Source organism: Aquabacterium sp., assembly GCF_036279655.1.
Classification (GTDB): domain Bacteria; phylum Pseudomonadota; class Gammaproteobacteria; order Burkholderiales; family Burkholderiaceae_C; genus Aquabacterium.
Genome location: NZ_DASUIT010000011.1, coordinates 1 through 16,296, shown reverse-complemented (window position 1 = coordinate 16,296; position 16,296 = coordinate 1). Strand labels below are relative to the sequence as shown.

The following is a 16,296-nucleotide window of genomic DNA, read 5'->3' as shown; positions in this document are numbered from 1 at the left end:
AGTCCATCCACCGTGGAGTGCAAGGGTCGTGCATGAGTTGAGTCTGGCGGGCAGCATCCTGCAGATGGTTGAAGACGCCGCTCGGCGCGAGGGCTTTGCGCGGGTGCAGGTGCTGCACCTGGAGGCGGGCAGCGCCTCCGGGGTCGAAGTCTCGGCTCTGCGTTTTGCGCTGGAGGCCATCGCGCCTGGCACCTGCCTGGCAGGCGCGCGGATCGACATCGACGAGCCGGTGGGTGGGGGCCTGAGGGTGGTCGACCTGTGGGTGGCCGATGACAACAAGGGTGTGGAGACTTAGACATGTGTGTCGTATGTGGTTGTGGTGAGTCGCAGGCGCACGGTGATCTGCATTACGGGCAGGACGCCGCGCGCGTCAGCGTGCCGGGCATGAGCCCTGCGCGGCTCATCAAGCTGGAGGCCGATGTGCTGGGCGAGAACCAGCGCCTGGCCACGGGCAACCGTGCGCATTTCCACGCCCACGGGGTGACGGCGCTCAACCTGGTCTCCAGCCCGGGCTCGGGCAAAACCACCTTGCTGTGCGCCACCATCGAGGCCCTGCGCCAGGCACACCCCGATCTGCCCGTGGCCGTGATCGAAGGCGATCAGCAGACCACGCTGGATGCCGACCGCATCCGTGCCACCGGCACGCCTGCCATCCAGGTCAACACGGGCAAGGGCTGTCACCTCGATGCCCGCATGGTGGCCGACGCCTTCGCGCGCCTGCCGCTGCACGATCACCACCACCACCACCACCACCACGAGGGGCATGAGCACCATGACGATCACGCCCATCACGCCCATCACGACCATGCCGAGCGTCTGCTCTTCATCGAGAACGTGGGCAACCTGGTGTGCCCCGCGCTGTGGGATCTGGGTGAAGCTGCCAAGGTGGCCATCCTGTCGGTGACCGAAGGCGATGACAAGCCTTTGAAGTACCCCGACATGTTCGCGGCCAGCCGCCTGATGATCATCAACAAGATCGATCTGCTGCCCTATGTGCGTTTCGATGTGGCGCGCTGCGTGGCCCATGCCCGCAGCGTGAACCCGGGCATCGCGGTGCTGCAGGTGTCGGCCACCACGGGTGAGGGGCTGCCGGCCTGGCTGGATTGGCTGATGCACCTGCTGCCCGAGGCCCCGGCGGGCCACGAGGTTGTTTGATGGTGGCTCAGGCCTTCACCTCGCAGCGTGTGCCGGTGCCAGCACCTCGCTCGGTGCTGGCCTGTGGTGCCTGGCTCAAGAACACGGCCTGCCGCCTGGATGGCGATCACGTGCGCGGGTCGGCCCTGCATGGCGACTTGAGCGATCCCGCCGCCTGCGATGCGCTGCAAGCGTCGGTGCAGGCGCTCCGAGCCTTCGGGCCGGTGGAGGCCGTGGCCCATGACCTGCATCCCGACTTCTACAGCACGCGCGTGGCGGTGTCGCTGGCCGAATCCCTGGGGGTTCCGGCGATCGCGGTGCAACACCACCATGCCCACATCGCCGCGCTGCAGGCCGAGCACGGCTTGACACGGCCCGTGATCGGTCTGGCCCTCGATGGGGTGGGCTTGGGCACCGATGGCCTGCCCTGGGGGGGCGAGTTGCTGTGGGTGCACGGGGCTCGGTGGCGGCGTCTGGGGCACCTGTCGCCCCTGGCGCTGCCCGGGGGCGATGCCGCCGCACGCGAGCCTTGGCGCATGGCCGCGTCGGCCCTGCACGCGCAAGGGCGCGGCGACGAGATCGAACCCCGCCTGGGCGCAGCGCATGGCATCGAGGCTGTGCGCACCGTGCGGACCTTGCTGGACCGGCACCTGAACGCCCCCATGAGCAGCAGCGCCGGGCGCTGGTTCGATGCGGCGGCCGGCTCGCTGGGCTGGGGCCAGGCGCAGGCCTTCGAGGCCCAGGCCGCGATCGCGCTGGAACAGGCGGCCGCGCAGTGGCTGGCCGGGCACGAGCTGCGTGTCGACGAGGCCGATGCCCCCCTGACCGCCGAGGGTGACCTGGATCTGCACCCCCTGATGCGCCGCCTGTGGGCGCTCGATGCCACCCGGCAGGCCGAGGGCGCCGCCCGCTTCCATGTGACGCTGGCCGATGGCCTGGCGCGCTGGGCCTTGCAGGCCGCGCACCAGCACGATGTCGACACCATCGTGCTGGGTGGGGGCTGCTTCATGAACCGTGTGCTGAGCACGCATCTGGTCCAGGGCATCGAGCGCCTCAGTCGTTCGCAGGGCCACCCCGGCATGCGTGTGCGGCAGGCGCAAGCCTGGTCCTGTGGCGATGCCGGTCTGGCCCTGGGTCAGGCCTGGGTGGCCGCCCACACCGATCTGTCGTCACACCCTGGAGGATGATGGCCCATGTGCCTTGCCTTGCCCGCCCTGATCGTAGAACGCACCCCCGATGACCGTGCCGTGGTCGAACTGGGGGGCGTGCGCACCTCAGTGTCGCTGGCCCTGGTACCCGAGGCCGTGGTGGGTGACTATGTCATCGTGCACGTGGGCCATGCCATCGGCTGGCTCGACCCCGACGAGGCGCAGCACACCCTGGCCCTGTTCGCGCAGATGACGACCCAGGCCGGGGAGCCGCCATGAAATACGTCGACGAGTTTCGCGACGGCGAGCTGGCGCGCCACATCGGCGAGCGCCTGGCCGCCGAGGTGCAGCCCGATCGCGCCTATCGCTTCATGGAGTTCTGCGGCGGCCACACCCATGCCTTGTCGCGCTATGGCGTGCTCGATCTGCTGCCCTCGCAGATCCGCATGATCCATGGGCCGGGCTGCCCTGTGTGTGTGCTGCCCATCGGCCGCATCGACATGGCCATCGACCTGGCGCTGAACCGTGGCGCCATCGTCTGCACCTATGGGGACACGCTGCGTGTGCCGGCCTCCGAGGGCCTGTCGATGATGCGTGCCAAGGCGCGCGGCGCGGACATCCGCATGGTGCTGTCCCCCACCGATGCGCTGGCGGTCGCGCGGGCCCACCCCGAGCGTGAGGTCGTGTTCTTTGCCATCGGCTTTGAAACCACCACCCCGCCCACCGCTTTGATCGTGCAGCAGGCCGACCGCGAGGGCCTGGGCAACTTCAGCGTGCTGTGCAGCCATGTGCTGACCCCGGCCGCCATCGATCACATCCTGACCGGCGCAGCCGTTGCGGGCGAGCCGGGTGTCGAGCTCGATGGCTTCGTGGGGCCGGCACATGTCAGCATCATCATCGGCTGGGCCCCTTACGTGCCCTTTGCGCAGCGCTGGCACAAGAGCGTGGTCATCGCCGGGTTCGAGCCCCTGGACATCATGCAGGCCATCTTGATGCTGGTGCGCCAGGTCAACGAGGGCCGTGCCGAGGTGGAAAACGAGTTCATCCGCGCAGTCACCCGTGAGGGCAATGTGGCGGCGCAGCGCCGGGTCGATGAGGTCTTCGAGGTTCGCGAGTCCTTCGAGTGGCGTGGCCTGGGCACGATCCCGCACAGCGCCTTGCGCCTGCGAGAGCGCTACGCGAGCTTCGACGCCGAGCGGCGCTTCGAGCTGCCCTACCGCACCGTGCCGGACCACAAGGCCTGCGAGTGTGGCCCCATCCTGCGCGGGGTGCGTCAGCCCACCGACTGCAAGCTCTTTGGCAATGTGTGCACGCCCGACCATCCGGTGGGCTCGTGCATGGTCTCCAGCGAGGGCGCCTGTGCCGCCCACTACAGCTACGGCCGATTCCGGACATGAGTGCACGCATCGACTACATCCGCCCGCTGGACTTCAAGTCTGGCCGCATCGACATGAACCACGGCGCGGGCGGTCGCGCCTCGGCCCAACTGGTGGACGAGCTGTTTGCGCCGGCCTTCGACAATGACTGGCTGCGCCAGGGCAATGACCAGGCCCAGTTCGATCCGCCACCTGAGCTGGCGCAAGGCGGGCGCCTGGTCATGTCCACCGATGCCCATGTGGTCACGCCGCTGTTCTTCCCCGGCGGGGATCTGGGCTGCCTCAGCGTCCACGGCACCGTCAACGACGTGGCCATGGCCGGTGCGCGCCCGCTGTACCTGTCGGCCAGCTTCATCCTGGAAGAAGGCCTGCCCCTGAAGGTGCTCCAGGCCGTGGTGCAGTCCATGGCACGCGCCAGCCACGAGGCCGGGGTGCCCATCGTCACGGGCGACACCAAGGTGGTTGAGCAAGGCAAGGCCGATGGCATCTTCATCACCACCACGGGCGTGGGCGTGGTGCCTGCGGGCATTCACATCGATGGCGCTCAGGCGCGGCCCGGCGATGTGGTGCTGCTGTCGGGCAGCATCGGCGAGCATGGGGTGGCGGTCTTGTCCCAGCGCGAATCCCTGAGCTTCGAAACAGCCATCGAGTCTGATACCGCCGCCCTGCATGGCCTGGTGGCCGAGATGGTGCGCGTGGCCGGGGCGGGCTTGCGCGTGATGCGTGACCCCACGCGCGGTGGGCTGGCCACCACGCTCAACGAGATCGCCCGACAGTCGCGCTGCGGCGTGCATCTGCAGGAAAGCGCCATCCCGGTGCTGCCGCAGGTGGCTGCGGCCTGCGAGCTGCTGGGGCTGGACACCCTCTATGTGGCCAATGAGGGCAAGCTCGTGGCCGTGTGCGCCCCCGAGGTGGCCGATGCCCTGTTGGCGGCCATGCGGGCCCATCCGCTCGGTCAGCGCGCGGCCCGCATCGGCGTGATCACGCCAGACGAGCACGGCTTCGTGCAGATGAGCACCCGCCTGGGCGGACGCCGCGTGGTGGACTGGTTGACGGGCGAGCAACTGCCCCGCATCTGCTGAGCGGGGCGGTCGCCGATCAGCGCTGGTTGAGTGCCGCCAGGCGTTCGGGCGTGCCTACATCCGTCCAGGCGCCCGCATAGTGCGTGCCTGACAGGCGCCCCCGGTCGATGGCGCGCTCCAGGCAAGGCCGCAAGGCGGCCTTCTGCCCGACGGCCAGGCCCTCGACCATGGCCGAACGGAAGAGCCCGATGGTGGAGTAGGTCAGGGCGCGACCGCCCGGTGGAAGGGCCCCATCGGCCGCCTTGCCCTGCACCCGCCCTTGCGCATCGAGCACGAAGTCTCCCGCGGGGTTGTGCTCGGGGTTATCGACCAGCCACAGATGGGCCCAGTCCTCACGGGTGGCGAAGGCGTCGGCGCGTTCAGCCTCGAAGCGGAAGTCGGGCACAAACACATCCCCGGCCAGCACCCAGAAGGCCTCGCCCAGCCAGGGCAGGGCTTTGGCCATGCCGCCAGCGGTTTCCAGGGCGCCACCGTGGTCACGCCCCTCCATCGAATAGCGGATGCGCAGGCCCCAGCGCGAACCATCGCCCAGGGTGGCGGGGAACTGGTCTTCCAGGTGGGCGGTGTTGATGACCACCTCGCGGACACCATCGCGCGCCAGCGCGCGCAGATGCCACTCGATCAGGGGCACGCCCTGCACGGTCAGCAGCGGCTTGGGGGTGTGATCGGTCAGGGGGCGCATGCGCTCGCCGCGACCGGCGGCCAGGATGAGGGCGGGGAGCTGGGTAGGCATCGGGCGATTATCGGTGGCATGTCACATGCGCATCGCCGCGTGGATGTCATTTCGCTATCGGATGCATGTGTTCTTTCAATTGAGGCCGGAGAGCGTGAGGTCGAAAACACGTCGAGCGGCACATGACCCGCCCAAGCATTTGTCACCCTGGAGAGCACCATGATGGAACAAGGCGGTACCTGGACTGTGAAAGGCCGTTTGACGGCTGGTTTTTCCCTGATCCTGCTGATCCTGGTCATCCTGACCGTGGTGGGGGTGCACGAGGTGCGCTCCATCCGCACTGCGCTGGAAGAGAACGCGCGCCAGAACGCGCTCATCCAGCGCTATGCCATCAATTTCCGGGGCAGTGCGCACGACCGCGCCATCGCCATCCGTGATGTCGTGCTCGCCAGCAACGACCAGGAAATGCAAAAGGAGGTCGCCGAGATCCGGCGCCTCGCCGCGTTCTATGCCCAGTCCTCGGATGCCCTGCGTGAGCTGATGGCTCGTGACGCCAGCGTGTCACCCCAGGTGGTGCCGCTGTCCGCAGCGATCGCCGAGACCGAAGGCAAGGTGCTGCCCCTGATCGAGCGCGCCATCACGCTGCGTGCCGGCGGCCAGCAGGAGGAGGCGCACCAACTGGTCTGGCGCGAGGCCAAGCCCCTGTTTGTCGAGTGGCTGGCGCGCATCAATGCGCTGATCGACCACGAGGAAAAGCTCATCCAGGCGCGCCTGGGTGAGGCCGAAGCCGTGGCCGATCGATTCCAGAGCGTGATGATCACGCTCACCGTCGTCGCAGTGCTGATTGGCGCGGCCTACGCGACCTTCATCTCGCGCTCCATCCGCCGCGCCCTGGGGGCCGAACCCTGGCAGGTCAAGGCGGTGGCCGACGCCGTGCGCCAGGGCGATCTCAGCCGCGACATCGACGTGGCGCAGGCCGATCCGGGCAGCGTGATCGTGGCCATGAAGGCCATGCGCGACGGCCTGGTGCGTGTCGTCACCGACGTGCGCGCCAGCGCCGAGAGCGTGGCAGATTTCGCAGCCAAGGTGGAGCAAGGCAACCACGATCTGCACGGCCGCACGGAGAACCAGGCCAGTGCCCTGCAGCAGACCGCCAGCTCCATGAGCCAGCTCAGCAGCACGGTCAAGCTCAATGCCGACCATGCCCAACAGGCCAACCACATGGCGCAAAGCGCCTCCAGCGTGGCCGTCAAGGGCGGCGAGGTCGTGAGCCAGGTGGTGCGCACCATGGACGACATCACGGCCAGTTCCAAGAAGATCGCCGACATCATTGGCGTGATCGACGGCATCGCCTTCCAGACCAACATCCTGGCGCTCAATGCGGCGGTGGAGGCCGCCCGTGCCGGTGAACAAGGCCGTGGCTTTGCCGTCGTCGCCACCGAGGTGCGCTCACTGGCGCAGCGCAGTGCGGATGCGGCCAGGGAAATCAAGCAACTGATCTCCGCCAGCGTGGAGCGTGTGGAGCAGGGCAGCGAGCTGGTGGGCCAGGCGGGCGCCACGATGAACGAAGTGGTCTCGGCCATCCGCCATGTGACCGACATCGTCTCTGACATCAAGACCGCCAGCATCGAGCAGAGCCAGGGCGTGGCCCAGGTCAGCGATGCGGTCGTGCAGATGGACGAGGTGACCCAGCAAAACGCCCGTCAGGTGGATGGCATGGCGGCGGTGGCCAGCAGCCTGAAGGGCCGCTCGCAGGAGCTGGTGCGGGCGGTGGGGGTGTTTCAGCTGGCCTGAGTCAGCCCATGTGGCGGCAGATCTTCGTTGAGGGGCGATGCTGCCTCTTTAACCTACTTGCCATATTTTGGCAAGTAGGTTAACCTTTCTTCCCATGGAGAAGCGAACCCCACACTGCAAGCTGGCGATGGTGAAAGCGCTGGTTGAAGCCAACAAGGTACGCACCACACACGCAGCGCGTGTCGGAGCCACCGAGTTGGGGTTTGACTTCGCAGACATGTTGGCTGTGGTGATGGCACTCACGCCAACTGACTTCTACAAGAGCATGACCACACATGCCGATCACACGATCTGGCAAGACGTCTACCGCCCCAGCACGCAGGCCGGTGATGTGTACCTGAAGCTCACAGTCATTGATGATGTGCTGATTGTTTCCTTCAAGGAGCTATGAACATGAAGTGCCCTGTTTGCGGAGCGGCTGATCTGATCCATGACACCCGCGATTTGCCTTACACCTACAAAGGTGAGACCACCCACATCGCAGCCGTGCAGGGCGACTTCTGCCCAGCCTGTGCTGAGTCGGTTCTCGATGCGCCGGAGTCTGACCGGGTGATGCGTGAGATGCGCGCTTTCCAGAAGCAAGTGAATGCCGCTATCGTGGATCCAGAGTTCATCGCCAGCGTACGCAAGAAGCTGGCCCTGGATCAACGCGAGGCCGCCGAGATCTTCGGCGGTGGTGCCAATGCGTTTTCTCGCTACGAGAACGGCAAGACCAAGCCACCCCTGGCTTTGGTGAAGCTGCTCAAGGTGCTTGAACGTCACCCCGATCTGCTGGCCGAGGTTCGGGCCTCTTGACTCGAAGTGGGCTACATGAAGCCCCAAGCGCCCCAAAGCAAAAAGCCACCGCTAGGGTGGCTTTCGCTTCTCAGTGCTTGATGCACCAAGACAATTGGGTGGTGGCGCTTCACGGATTCGAACCGCGGACCTGTGGATTATGATTCCATCGCTCTAACCGACTGAGCTAAAGCGCCATCAAGACCAAAATTATATGACAAGTTTTTGGTGGTTTGCAAGTGGTCCGCATTTTTTGCATGCGCCCGCTGTCGTGCCCGTCGGCGCCCCTTGAAATCCGCGCACCTCATCCCCAGATGTCCGCCCGGAGCCTTTCCCTTCACCCCTTTCCTTGTGTGCAGAAGAACACGCCATGAACAAGCAAACCCATTCCTTTCAGGCTGAAGTCAAGCAACTGCTGCATCTGGTCACCCACTCGCTCTACTCCAACAAGGAGATCTTCCTGCGTGAGCTGATCTCCAACGCCTCGGACGCCTGCGACAAGCTGCGTTTCGAAGCCCTGGACAACAGCGCCTTGTACGAGGATGCCCCTAATCTGGAGGTGCGCGTGCTGGTCGACAAGGCCAACAAGACCATCACCATCCGCGACAACGGCATCGGCATGAGCGAGGCCGAAGCCATCGACCACCTGGGCACCATCGCCAAGAGCGGCACCAAGGAGTTCATGGGCCGCCTCTCGGGCGATCAGAAGAAGGACGCCCAGCTCATCGGCCAGTTTGGCGTGGGCTTTTACAGCGGCTACATCGTGGCCGATCGCATCACCGTCGAGACCCGCCGCGCCGGCCTGGGGGCCAGCGAAGGCGTGCGCTGGGTCAGTGAAGGCACGGGCGATTTCGAGGTCGAGACCATCGACAAGCCCACCCGTGGCACCGACATCATCTTGCACCTGCGCGACGGCGAGGAAGAATTCCTCAACCTCTGGAAGCTGCGCAGCATCATCGGCAAGTACTCCGACCACATCTCCCTGCCCATCCTGATGCAGAAGGAAGAGTGGGATGCCGAAAAGCAGGAGCAGGTCCTCAAGGACGAGTGGGAAACCGTCAACCGCGCTGCCGCCCTGTGGACACGCTCCAAGGGCGACATCACCGAAGAGCAGTACCGCGAGTTCTACAAGCAGATCAGCCACGACAGCGAAGACCCGCTGGCCTACACCCACAACCGCGTCGAAGGCCGCAGCGAATACACCCAACTGCTCTATGTGCCCGCCAAGGCGCCGTATGACCTGTGGAACCGTGACAAGCGCGGCGGTCTCAAGCTCTACGTCAAGCGCGTCTTCATCATGGACGATGCCGAGGCCCTGCTGCCCAGCTACCTGCGCTTCGTCAAGGGCGTGGTCGACAGCGCCGATCTGCCCCTCAATGTCAGCCGCGAGATCCTGCAGGAAAGCCGTGACGTCAAGGCCATCCGCGAGGGCTGCACCAAGCGCGTGTTGTCCATGCTCGAAGACCTGGCCAACCATGAGGACGCAGCCAAGCGTGAGCAATACGCCGCCTTCTGGGACGAGTTTGGCTCTGTCCTCAAGGAGGGCATCGGCGAGGACTTCGCCAACCGCGAGCGCCTGGCCAAGCTGTTCCGTTTTGCCTCGACGCACGCCGACAAGGGCGTGTCCTTTGCCGACTATGTCAGCCGCATGAAAGAAGGGCAGGAGGCCATCTACGTGATCACGGCCGACACCCTGGCGGCGGCCAAGAACAGCCCGCAACTCGAACTCTTCAAGAAGAAGGGCATCGAGGTGCTGCTGCTGACCGACCGCGTCGACGAATGGCTGCTCTCACATCTCTACGAGTTCGAGGGCCATTCGCTGCAGAGCGTGGCCAAGGGCGCGGTCGACCTGGGCAAGCTGCAGGACGAGGACGAGAAGAAGAAGGCCGAAGAAGCCGCTGAGCACCTCAAGCCCCTGCTGGAGCGCCTGAGCGCCTCGCTCAAGGACAAGGCCAAGGATGTGCGTGTCACCACCCGCCTGGTCGATTCACCTGCCTGCCTGGTGATGGAGGAGGGCGATGTGAGTGGCCACCTGGCGCGCTTGCTCAAGCAGGCCGGTCAGGCTGCGCCCAACGCCCTGCCGACTCTGGAGATCAACCCCGAGCACAGCCTGGTCAAGAAGCTCGACACCAGCGAGCACTTTGATGACCTGGCGCACATCCTGTTTGACCAGGCGCTGCTGGCCGAAGGGGGGCACCTGGACGATCCGGCGGCCTATGTGCGCCGTGTCAATGCCTTGCTGACGGCCTGAGTGCCGCCACCATCGTGGCGGGCTGGCTCTCTCAGCGGGCCGCCACGATGATGTCCGGCAGGGGCGCTTCGTTGCCGCTGTCGAGCTGCCCGGGTACCGAATTGGCGGCCGTGTCGAAGCGGCTGTCCATGGCGAAGAAGGAGTCCGATGCAAAGCTCGAGTCATGGAAGCGTGAGGCCCGCTCGGCGCGGCGCTGCGTGAGCTTCTGGGCCAGTTCGGCCCGCGCAACCGTCAGCGGGGACGAAGCTGCAGGCTCCATGCTGCGGCGACCGGTGTTGACGGGCAGATCCTGGCTGATGTGGCGGCCCAAGGCCCATTCGGCCAGCAGGGCCGGCTGGGGCCAATGCCCCGGCGAGCAGCGCAAATAACGCACGCGACAGGCCTCCAGCACGGCCTCTTTGAGGCGCTGACCGCGCTCCGACGCCGCGCGCTGGGGCGCCACCAAGTCGATCACCGACACCACCGACCCATTGGGCGTGCAGACGGCAAAGCTCACATTGATGGGATGCAGGCGGTCAAACCAGAGGCGGGCGTCGTCGTCCGAGGCGCTCTGGCAAAAGCGCAGCAGATTGACCTTGGCCAGCACCACGTGCTGGGGCAGGGCCGATTTGAGCTCGCGGTACAGCAAGCGCTCTTCGGTGTTGAACATCGGCCGGGCGATCAGGTTGAAATCGCGCGGCCAGGCCTTGACCCGTCGAAGACCCCGCTGGTGCCACACGTGGGCCAACACCATGCCCAGCACACATGCCAGCAGGGAGCAGAGAATCAACAGTGTGTTGCTGTGCATAGAGAGCCTCTTGAGACCGGATGGAGGCAAAAAGGAGCGCCAAGCCAGCGGGCCGCCATTGTGGCGTGAACCCGCAAATAACCATATCGCCAAGCTGGGGGGCGTGAAGGTGTCAGCAGGTAAGCACAACCCTGCATTTGTAACAAATGCCCCCCGTGGGCGGCCCGTGCCGCTCAGAACAAGCCAAAACCGGACATCAGGAAGTTCTTGACGCGCAGTGCGAGCCGCTTGGTGCGAAACACCAACTCGGCGTGCAGGGCCAGAACCGAACCTTCAATGTGGGTGCCCAGGTTGTCCTTGGGCAGACTCAGCCAGGCCTCTGAATCCGCACCCTGGGTTTCCAGCTTGGCGCCGGCGCGCAGGGCGATGCGGATCATGGGGCGGTTCTCGGTCAGTGCGTGGATGACCAGCGCCCCCGCATGGTGATTGCGCGCATGCATGATGGCGTGTTCGAACAGGATCTGGCCCAGCCCCCGGCCACGTGCCGACGGCAGCACCGAGACACCAAACTCCATGGCTCGGACCCCGGGGCCGGCCGGGCTGGCGCCCATGGGCAGGGCGGCCAGGTGTGCCGTGGCCACCAGTTGCAGGCGGCGGTTGAAGATGCCAAAGACCTCGTCGCGCTTGAAGTCGATGGACGCGACATAGCGGCTCAGGTGCTCCAGCGGGGTGTGGCTGCCAAAACGCAGATAGCGGTCGTGCTCGTCCAACTGGATCAGGTGATCCAGGATCTGAGGGCGGTGACGGGCCTTGAGCGTGCGGATGGGAACCCAGTGAGACACAGGCGCGCGCTGGCTGGGCGTCAACTCGGCAGCGAGCCCCGCTGTTCTTTCCATGCCGAACTTCTGGAGTTCGGGGGCCGGTTTCACCATGGTCATCATTGGTCCTAGGGTTAACACTAGGGTATCGCGTGTGGCCGATCCTGGCAAGTGAGCAAAACACGGGATCTGGCCTGCATCAAGGCATTGCCAAGTTCTGAGGCGGGGTGATATAGTCGCGGATTCCCGTCTTGGCTGCCGGGAGAGTTGTATCGCGCTTGCCGCGAGGCCACCAACAGCGGTGAACTGTACCTGAGTTGCCTGAACAAGGTTGCAAGCAGGTGTGGGTTGATCGAGATCAGAAGTGGTACCAAGGCAGGCAGTCAGCCAGTTTTTAAATCCTCACAAGGAACTCTCATGAAGACCTTCAGCGCCAAGCCGGCCGAAGTTACCCACGAGTGGTTTGTGATCGACGCCACCGACAAGGTGCTCGGACGAGTAGCCAGCGAAGTTGCTCTCCGTCTGCGTGGTAAGCACAAAGCCATTTACACCCCTCACGTTGACACCGGTGATTTCATCATCATCGTCAACGCTGACAAGATCCGCGTCACGGGCACCAAGGCCACCGACAAGGTGTACTACCGTCACTCGGGCTTCCCTGGCGGCATCTACGCCACGAAGTTCAAGGACATGCAAGCCAAGCACCCTGGCCGTGCCATCGAGAAGGCCGTCAAGGGCATGCTGCCCAAGGGCCCCCTGGGCTACGCCATGATCAAGAAGCTGAAGGTCTACGGCGGTGGCGAACACCCCCACACCGCTCAGCAACCCAAGACGCTGGACATCTAAGGAGCGACCATGGCTATTGGTAACTGGAACTATGGCACGGGTCGTCGCAAGTCGTCCGTCGCTCGCGTCTTCATCAAGAAGGGCACTGGCCAGATCGTCGTGAACGGTCGTCCGGTCGAGCAGTACTTTGGTCGTCAGACCTCCATCATGATCGTCAAGCAGCCTCTGGCCCTGACGAACCATGTGGAAACCTTCGACATCAAGGTGAACGTCCACGGTGGTGGCGAATCCGGTCAGGCCGGTGCCGTCCGTCACGGCGTGACCCGCGCTCTGATCGACTACAACGCCGAGTTGAAGTCTGAACTGAGCCGCGCTGGTTTCGTGACCCGCGACGCTCGTGAAGTCGAACGTAAGAAGGTCGGTCTGCACGGCGCTCGCCGCAGGAAGCAGTTCAGCAAGCGCTGATCGGTTTTTGCCGCCTCAAAAAAACCCGCCTGGGCAACCAGTGCGGGTTTTTTCTTGCCGGCTTCTCTACAATCGCGTTTTCCCTGAGTTGAGCTGTGAAGGATTCGAGATGATCAATGTGGGCATCGTGGGCGGAACGGGTTACACCGGAGTGGAGCTGCTGCGTTTGCTGTCGCAACACCCGCAGGTGCGCCTGAAGGCCATCACCTCCCGCAAGGAAGCGGGCATGCCGGTGTCCGACATGTATCCCAGCCTGCGCGGCCATGTCGATCTGGCCTTTGTGACCCCTGATGACGCCAAATTGACCGAATGCGATGTGGTCTTCTTTGCCACCCCGCACGGTGTGGCCATGGCCCAGGCGCGCGAACTGCTGGCTGCCGGTGTCAAGGTCATCGATCTGGCCGCTGATTTCCGCCTGCAGAACGTGGCCGAGTTCGAGCAGTGGTACGGCATGCCCCACAGCTGCCCCGATCTGCTGGCCGAATCCGTCTACGGCCTGCCCGAGATCAACCGCGAGGCCATCAAGAAGGCCCGCATCATCGGCAACCCGGGCTGCTATCCCACCTCGGTGCAACTCGGTTATGCCCCCTTGCTGCGCCACAAGCTGATCGAGACCACCGGCCTGATCGCCAACTGTGCCTCGGGCGTGTCGGGGGCGGGTCGCAAGGCCGAGGTGCACACCCTCATGGCCGAGGCCAGTGACAACTTCAAGGCCTATGGCGTCAAGGGTCACCGCCATGGCCCCGAGATCAACCAGCAATTGCGGGCCATTGCCGGCGATGACTCGGTGCATTGCCTGTTCGTGCCCCACCTGCTGCCCTTGATCCGAGGCATCCATTCCACCTTGTACGCGCGCCTGAACAGCGCCGGGCAGGCGGCCGATCTGCAGGCCACGTTTGAAGACTTCTACCGTGGCGAGCGTTTCGTCGACGTGCTGCCCGCTGGCAGTGCACCCGAGACCCGCAGCGTGCGTGCCAGCAACACCGTGCGCATCGCGGTGCACCGCCCTCTGCCCGACACCGTCATGGTGCTGGTGGTGGAGGACAACCTCACCAAGGGGGCGTCCGGCCAGGCCGTGCAGTGCATGAACCTGATGTGTGGTCTGGAGGAGCACCTGGGCCTGACCCAGGTGCCGGTGCTGCCCTGATGCGTTGGCGTCTGTTCCGGCGGCGGCTGTCCATCAGCTCGCCCCGCATGACGGTGCGCAGCCACCTACCCTGGCCCTTGCGGTGGGCGGCGGTCGCCGTGGCGCTGGGCTTTTCCGGTGCACTGGCGCTGTGGGCCTTCGAGTTCGGCAAGGGCATTGCCGGGCTGGACCACGAGAGCCGCAATGCGGCCCAGGTGCTGGGTCAGTTGCGTGAGCAGATGGATGACCTCAAGCGTGACCGCGACCAGGCGCAGTCCATCGCCAACACGGCCGACAGCCTGCTCAAGGCCGAGCGTGCTACTCAGCAGCGTCTGGCCGAGCAGGTCAAGGCGCTGGAGATGGAGAACCAGGCACTCAAGGACGATCTGGGCTTTTTCGAGCGTCTGCTGCCGGCCTCGGGCGAAGGCATGACGGTCCGGGGCTTGCAGGCCAGCGTGCCGGCAGCCGGGCAGTTGCGCTTCCAGTTGCTGGTGATGCAGCAAGGGGGACGCACCCAGCCGGAGTTCCGTGGCCGCTATGAGGTCTTGCTCAGCGGGACGCAGGACGGCAAGGCCTGGGCTCCGCCCACGCCCGCGCTGACCAAGCCCTTGCAGATGCGCCAGTACCAGCGCATCGATGGATTGACGGAAATCCCTGTCAATGTGGTGGTCAGGCAGGTGCAAGTGCGTGTACTGGACGAGCAGGGTCGCCTGCACGCCACACAAAGCCTCAAACTGTGATGCTGGTCTGTGGCTTACGCCACATCCAGGGCATTGACTCCGCACCGGTTTGGTGTGAACCTCTTGGCCTTTGTGCGTGCCCCCTCGTTTTCGGAGAGTGAACCCATGTTCGGCTGGAAAAAGACCCCCCATATCCGCACCTTGATCGGCGAGGGCACCGTCGTCCAAGGCGAGGTGCGTTTCACGGATGGCCTGCGCATTGACGGCGAAGTGGTCGGCAACATCGTGGCCACGGGTGACAAGCGCACCATGCTGGTCATCAGCGAGAAGGCCAAGGTCACAGGCAAGGTCCGTGCGGGCCATGTCATCATCAATGGCCTTGTTACCGGTCCGGTTGAATCCGAGGACTTGTTGGAATTGCAGCCCAAAGCCCGTATCGTGGGCGATGTGAAGTACGAAGCCCTTGAGATGCACCAGGGTGCCACGATCGATGGCGAGTTGCATCCTATGAAAGCCGAGGACAAGCCGGCCCTGAAGCTGGCGTCCAACAATGGCTGAGTCGTTTTTGATGTCTGGAGAATGAGAGATGAGTACCGCGACCGCAGAACTGAACACCCCCGCTGAAGACCTGAGTGCGCCTCCCGCGCCGATCATCTTCACGGACAGCGCCGCCTCCAAGGTGGCCGAGCTGGTGGCTGAAGAAGGCAACCCTGAGCTGAAGCTGCGCGTGTTTGTGCAGGGCGGTGGGTGCTCGGGTTTCCAGTACGGTTTCACCTTCGATGAGATCACCAACGAAGATGACACCCAGATGCACAAGAATGGCGTGACTCTGTTGATCGACGCCATGAGCCTGCAGTATCTGATCGGTGCCGAGATCGACTACAAGGACGACCTTGAAGGCGCGCAGTTCGTGATCCGCAATCCCAATGCCCAGACCACGTGTGGTTGTGGGTCGAGCTTCTCGGTCTGATGTCAGTCTGACGCTCTGAGTCAGCTCAGAAAGAACCCGTCGGCTGCTTTGGTGCGGCCGGGCGGGTTTTTTTGTGTCTGGGCGTTGGGGCCTCTGTGGCTTGGGACGGTTTTGGCGCTTTGTCGGGGGAGCGTGGGGCGCGGGCCGAGGGGGCCTCTGGCCAGGCTTCACGGGGGCGGTCCCGCTGCGCGGGACACACCTGCGCTGCTCGCGTCGAGGTGGCGTCGGGGAACTCGCTGCGCGCCCCCTGGGCGCTCCACTCAAACAACCCCGACGAGCTTGTTGTTGAAGCGCGCTGCGCGCGCCCACCCCGACACTCCGCTGCTCGGCGCCCCCGAGGCGCCCCGCCAGAGCCCCCCTCGGCCCTTCATCGCCCCACTGGTGGCTTGCGAAGAGCGCGCGGCGCTATCGTGTGCTCTCACGCGTCAACCGATGCATGCCTCGTCCCCGGGGCCTGTGCATGCCACCAGCAGGGCGACCAAGGGCGGAGGG

The 16,296-nt window shown here is 64.9% G+C and carries 18 protein-coding genes, 1 tRNA gene and 1 pseudogene; 16 read left to right on the top strand and 4 right to left on the bottom strand.

The features are described from left to right. Window positions 1–28 precede the first annotated feature (28 nt). The 6 genes and pseudogenes from VFW84_RS01090 to hypE all read left to right on the top strand — a co-directional run. Window positions 29–235: pseudogene (locus VFW84_RS01090) on the top strand (hydrogenase maturation nickel metallochaperone HypA); the annotation flags it as partial. Between the two features lie 62 nt (window positions 236–297). Beyond that, window positions 298–1,155, top strand: coding sequence for a hydrogenase nickel incorporation protein HypB (gene hypB, locus VFW84_RS01085; protein WP_329678578.1), 858 nt, complete (start codon window positions 298–300; stop codon window positions 1,153–1,155). Further along, on the top strand, window positions 1,155–2,321 hold the full coding sequence (locus VFW84_RS01080; RefSeq protein WP_329678577.1) for a carbamoyltransferase HypF: 1,167 nt from the start codon (window positions 1,155–1,157) through the stop codon (window positions 2,319–2,321). The genes hypB and VFW84_RS01080 overlap by 1 nt, the downstream gene beginning before the upstream one ends. 6 nt (window positions 2,322–2,327) lie before the next feature. Continuing rightward, window positions 2,328–2,561: a HypC/HybG/HupF family hydrogenase formation chaperone gene (locus VFW84_RS01075; RefSeq protein WP_329678576.1), complete on the top strand. Its 234-nt coding sequence runs from the start codon at window positions 2,328–2,330 to the stop codon at window positions 2,559–2,561. Further along, a complete protein-coding gene (gene hypD / locus VFW84_RS01070) occupies window positions 2,558–3,679 on the top strand; it encodes a hydrogenase formation protein HypD (RefSeq protein WP_329678575.1) in 1,122 nt (373 codons plus the stop codon). The genes VFW84_RS01075 and hypD overlap by 4 nt, the downstream gene beginning before the upstream one ends. Beyond that, the gene (hypE, locus tag VFW84_RS01065; protein ID WP_329678574.1) at window positions 3,676–4,740 is read left to right on the top strand and encodes a hydrogenase expression/formation protein HypE; all 1,065 of its coding nucleotides are present in this window, start codon (window positions 3,676–3,678) and stop codon (window positions 4,738–4,740) included. Before hypD ends, hypE begins: the two co-directional genes overlap by 4 nt. Window positions 4,741–4,756: 16 nt before the next feature. Here the strand turns inward: hypE and murU are convergent, their stop codons facing one another. Then, window positions 4,757–5,473: an N-acetylmuramate alpha-1-phosphate uridylyltransferase MurU gene (gene murU / locus VFW84_RS01060; protein ID WP_329678573.1), complete on the bottom strand. Its 717-nt coding sequence runs from the start codon at window positions 5,471–5,473 to the stop codon at window positions 4,757–4,759. Between the two features lie 159 nt (window positions 5,474–5,632). Between murU and VFW84_RS01055 the strand changes: the two genes are divergently transcribed. The 3 genes from VFW84_RS01055 (at window position 5,633) to VFW84_RS01045 (ending at window position 8,002) form a co-directional block, all read left to right on the top strand. Next, window positions 5,633–7,207, top strand: coding sequence for a methyl-accepting chemotaxis protein (locus tag VFW84_RS01055; RefSeq protein WP_329678572.1), 1,575 nt, complete (start codon window positions 5,633–5,635; stop codon window positions 7,205–7,207). A 94-nt stretch (window positions 7,208–7,301) separates the two neighbouring features. Beyond that, window positions 7,302–7,598 (top strand): type II toxin-antitoxin system MqsR family toxin, encoded by a 297-nt coding sequence (locus VFW84_RS01050; protein WP_329678571.1) that lies wholly within the window; start codon window positions 7,302–7,304, stop codon window positions 7,596–7,598. Between the two features lie 2 nt (window positions 7,599–7,600). After that, the gene (locus VFW84_RS01045; RefSeq protein WP_329678570.1) at window positions 7,601–8,002 is read left to right on the top strand and encodes a type II toxin-antitoxin system MqsA family antitoxin; all 402 of its coding nucleotides are present in this window, start codon (window positions 7,601–7,603) and stop codon (window positions 8,000–8,002) included. 99 nt (window positions 8,003–8,101) lie between these two features. On the opposite strand, the gene VFW84_RS01040 is transcribed toward VFW84_RS01045, so the two are convergent. Continuing rightward, window positions 8,102–8,178: transfer RNA gene (locus VFW84_RS01040), tRNA-Met, on the bottom strand. Between the two features lie 173 nt (window positions 8,179–8,351). Between VFW84_RS01040 and htpG the strand changes: the two genes are divergently transcribed. Then, entirely contained in the window at window positions 8,352–10,232 is a 1,881-nt protein-coding gene (htpG, locus tag VFW84_RS01035; RefSeq protein ID WP_329678569.1) for a molecular chaperone HtpG, read from the top strand. A gap of 31 nt (window positions 10,233–10,263) precedes the next feature. Here the strand turns inward: htpG and VFW84_RS01030 are convergent, their stop codons facing one another. Both VFW84_RS01030 and VFW84_RS01025 read right to left on the bottom strand, forming a co-directional pair. Beyond that, a complete protein-coding gene (locus tag VFW84_RS01030) occupies window positions 10,264–11,019 on the bottom strand; it encodes a DUF2726 domain-containing protein (RefSeq protein ID WP_329678568.1) in 756 nt (251 codons plus the stop codon). A gap of 173 nt (window positions 11,020–11,192) precedes the next feature. Beyond that, a complete protein-coding gene (locus tag VFW84_RS01025; protein WP_329678567.1) occupies window positions 11,193–11,891 on the bottom strand; it encodes a GNAT family N-acetyltransferase in 699 nt (232 codons plus the stop codon). Window positions 11,892–12,194: 303 nt separating this feature from the next. On the opposite strand from VFW84_RS01025, the gene rplM reads away from it, so the two are divergent. The 6 genes from rplM to erpA all read left to right on the top strand — a co-directional run bounded on the left by rplM (window position 12,195) and on the right by erpA (window position 15,804). Next, a complete protein-coding gene (gene rplM, locus VFW84_RS01020) occupies window positions 12,195–12,623 on the top strand; it encodes a 50S ribosomal protein L13 (RefSeq protein ID WP_329678566.1) in 429 nt (142 codons plus the stop codon). 9 nt (window positions 12,624–12,632) lie between these two features. Further along, window positions 12,633–13,028, top strand: a complete 396-nt coding sequence (gene rpsI / locus VFW84_RS01015; RefSeq protein WP_329678565.1) for a 30S ribosomal protein S9 — start codon at window positions 12,633–12,635, stop codon at window positions 13,026–13,028. Between the two features lie 109 nt (window positions 13,029–13,137). Continuing rightward, complete coding sequence (gene argC, locus VFW84_RS01010) at window positions 13,138–14,175, top strand: N-acetyl-gamma-glutamyl-phosphate reductase (RefSeq protein WP_329678564.1); 1,038 nt, start codon at window positions 13,138–13,140, stop codon at window positions 14,173–14,175. Continuing rightward, on the top strand, window positions 14,175–14,894 hold the full coding sequence (locus VFW84_RS01005; RefSeq protein ID WP_329678563.1) for a DUF6776 family protein: 720 nt from the start codon (window positions 14,175–14,177) through the stop codon (window positions 14,892–14,894). The genes argC and VFW84_RS01005 overlap by 1 nt, the downstream gene beginning before the upstream one ends. 105 nt (window positions 14,895–14,999) lie before the next feature. Further along, complete coding sequence (locus VFW84_RS01000; protein WP_329678562.1) at window positions 15,000–15,392, top strand: polymer-forming cytoskeletal protein; 393 nt, start codon at window positions 15,000–15,002, stop codon at window positions 15,390–15,392. A gap of 28 nt (window positions 15,393–15,420) precedes the next feature. Then, window positions 15,421–15,804 carry an iron-sulfur cluster insertion protein ErpA gene (gene erpA, locus VFW84_RS00995; RefSeq protein WP_329678561.1) on the top strand — a complete coding sequence of 128 codons (384 nt, stop codon included), beginning with the start codon at window positions 15,421–15,423 and terminating at the stop codon, window positions 15,802–15,804. Window positions 15,805–16,296 lie beyond the last annotated feature (492 nt).

Excerpts from the sequence above, each read along its gene's own strand:
- VFW84_RS01045 (WP_329678570.1), top strand. The coding sequence starts at position 7,601 with ATGAAGTGCCCTGTTTGCGGAGCGGCTGATCTGATCCATGACACCCGC.
- VFW84_RS01005 (WP_329678563.1), top strand. The coding sequence starts at position 14,175 with ATGCGTTGGCGTCTGTTCCGGCGGCGGCTGTCCATCAGCTCGCCCCGC.
- htpG (WP_329678569.1), top strand. The coding sequence starts at position 8,352 with ATGAACAAGCAAACCCATTCCTTTCAGGCTGAAGTCAAGCAACTGCTG.
- erpA (WP_329678561.1), top strand. The coding sequence starts at position 15,421 with ATGAGTACCGCGACCGCAGAACTGAACACCCCCGCTGAAGACCTGAGT.
- VFW84_RS01055 (WP_329678572.1), top strand. The coding sequence starts at position 5,633 with ATGATGGAACAAGGCGGTACCTGGACTGTGAAAGGCCGTTTGACGGCT.
- VFW84_RS01030 (WP_329678568.1), bottom strand. The coding sequence starts at position 11,019 with ATGCACAGCAACACACTGTTGATTCTCTGCTCCCTGCTGGCATGTGTG.
- VFW84_RS01050 (WP_329678571.1), top strand. The coding sequence starts at position 7,302 with ATGGAGAAGCGAACCCCACACTGCAAGCTGGCGATGGTGAAAGCGCTG.
- murU (WP_329678573.1), bottom strand. The coding sequence starts at position 5,473 with ATGCCTACCCAGCTCCCCGCCCTCATCCTGGCCGCCGGTCGCGGCGAG.
- hypE (WP_329678574.1), top strand. The coding sequence starts at position 3,676 with ATGAGTGCACGCATCGACTACATCCGCCCGCTGGACTTCAAGTCTGGC.
- hypD (WP_329678575.1), top strand. The coding sequence starts at position 2,558 with ATGAAATACGTCGACGAGTTTCGCGACGGCGAGCTGGCGCGCCACATC.
- rpsI (WP_329678565.1), top strand. The coding sequence starts at position 12,633 with ATGGCTATTGGTAACTGGAACTATGGCACGGGTCGTCGCAAGTCGTCC.
- VFW84_RS01025 (WP_329678567.1), bottom strand. The coding sequence starts at position 11,891 with ATGGTGAAACCGGCCCCCGAACTCCAGAAGTTCGGCATGGAAAGAACA.
- argC (WP_329678564.1), top strand. The coding sequence starts at position 13,138 with ATGATCAATGTGGGCATCGTGGGCGGAACGGGTTACACCGGAGTGGAG.
- VFW84_RS01000 (WP_329678562.1), top strand. The coding sequence starts at position 15,000 with ATGTTCGGCTGGAAAAAGACCCCCCATATCCGCACCTTGATCGGCGAG.
- VFW84_RS01080 (WP_329678577.1), top strand. The coding sequence starts at position 1,155 with ATGGTGGCTCAGGCCTTCACCTCGCAGCGTGTGCCGGTGCCAGCACCT.
- hypB (WP_329678578.1), top strand. The coding sequence starts at position 298 with ATGTGTGTCGTATGTGGTTGTGGTGAGTCGCAGGCGCACGGTGATCTG.
- rplM (WP_329678566.1), top strand. The coding sequence starts at position 12,195 with ATGAAGACCTTCAGCGCCAAGCCGGCCGAAGTTACCCACGAGTGGTTT.
- VFW84_RS01075 (WP_329678576.1), top strand. The coding sequence starts at position 2,328 with ATGTGCCTTGCCTTGCCCGCCCTGATCGTAGAACGCACCCCCGATGAC.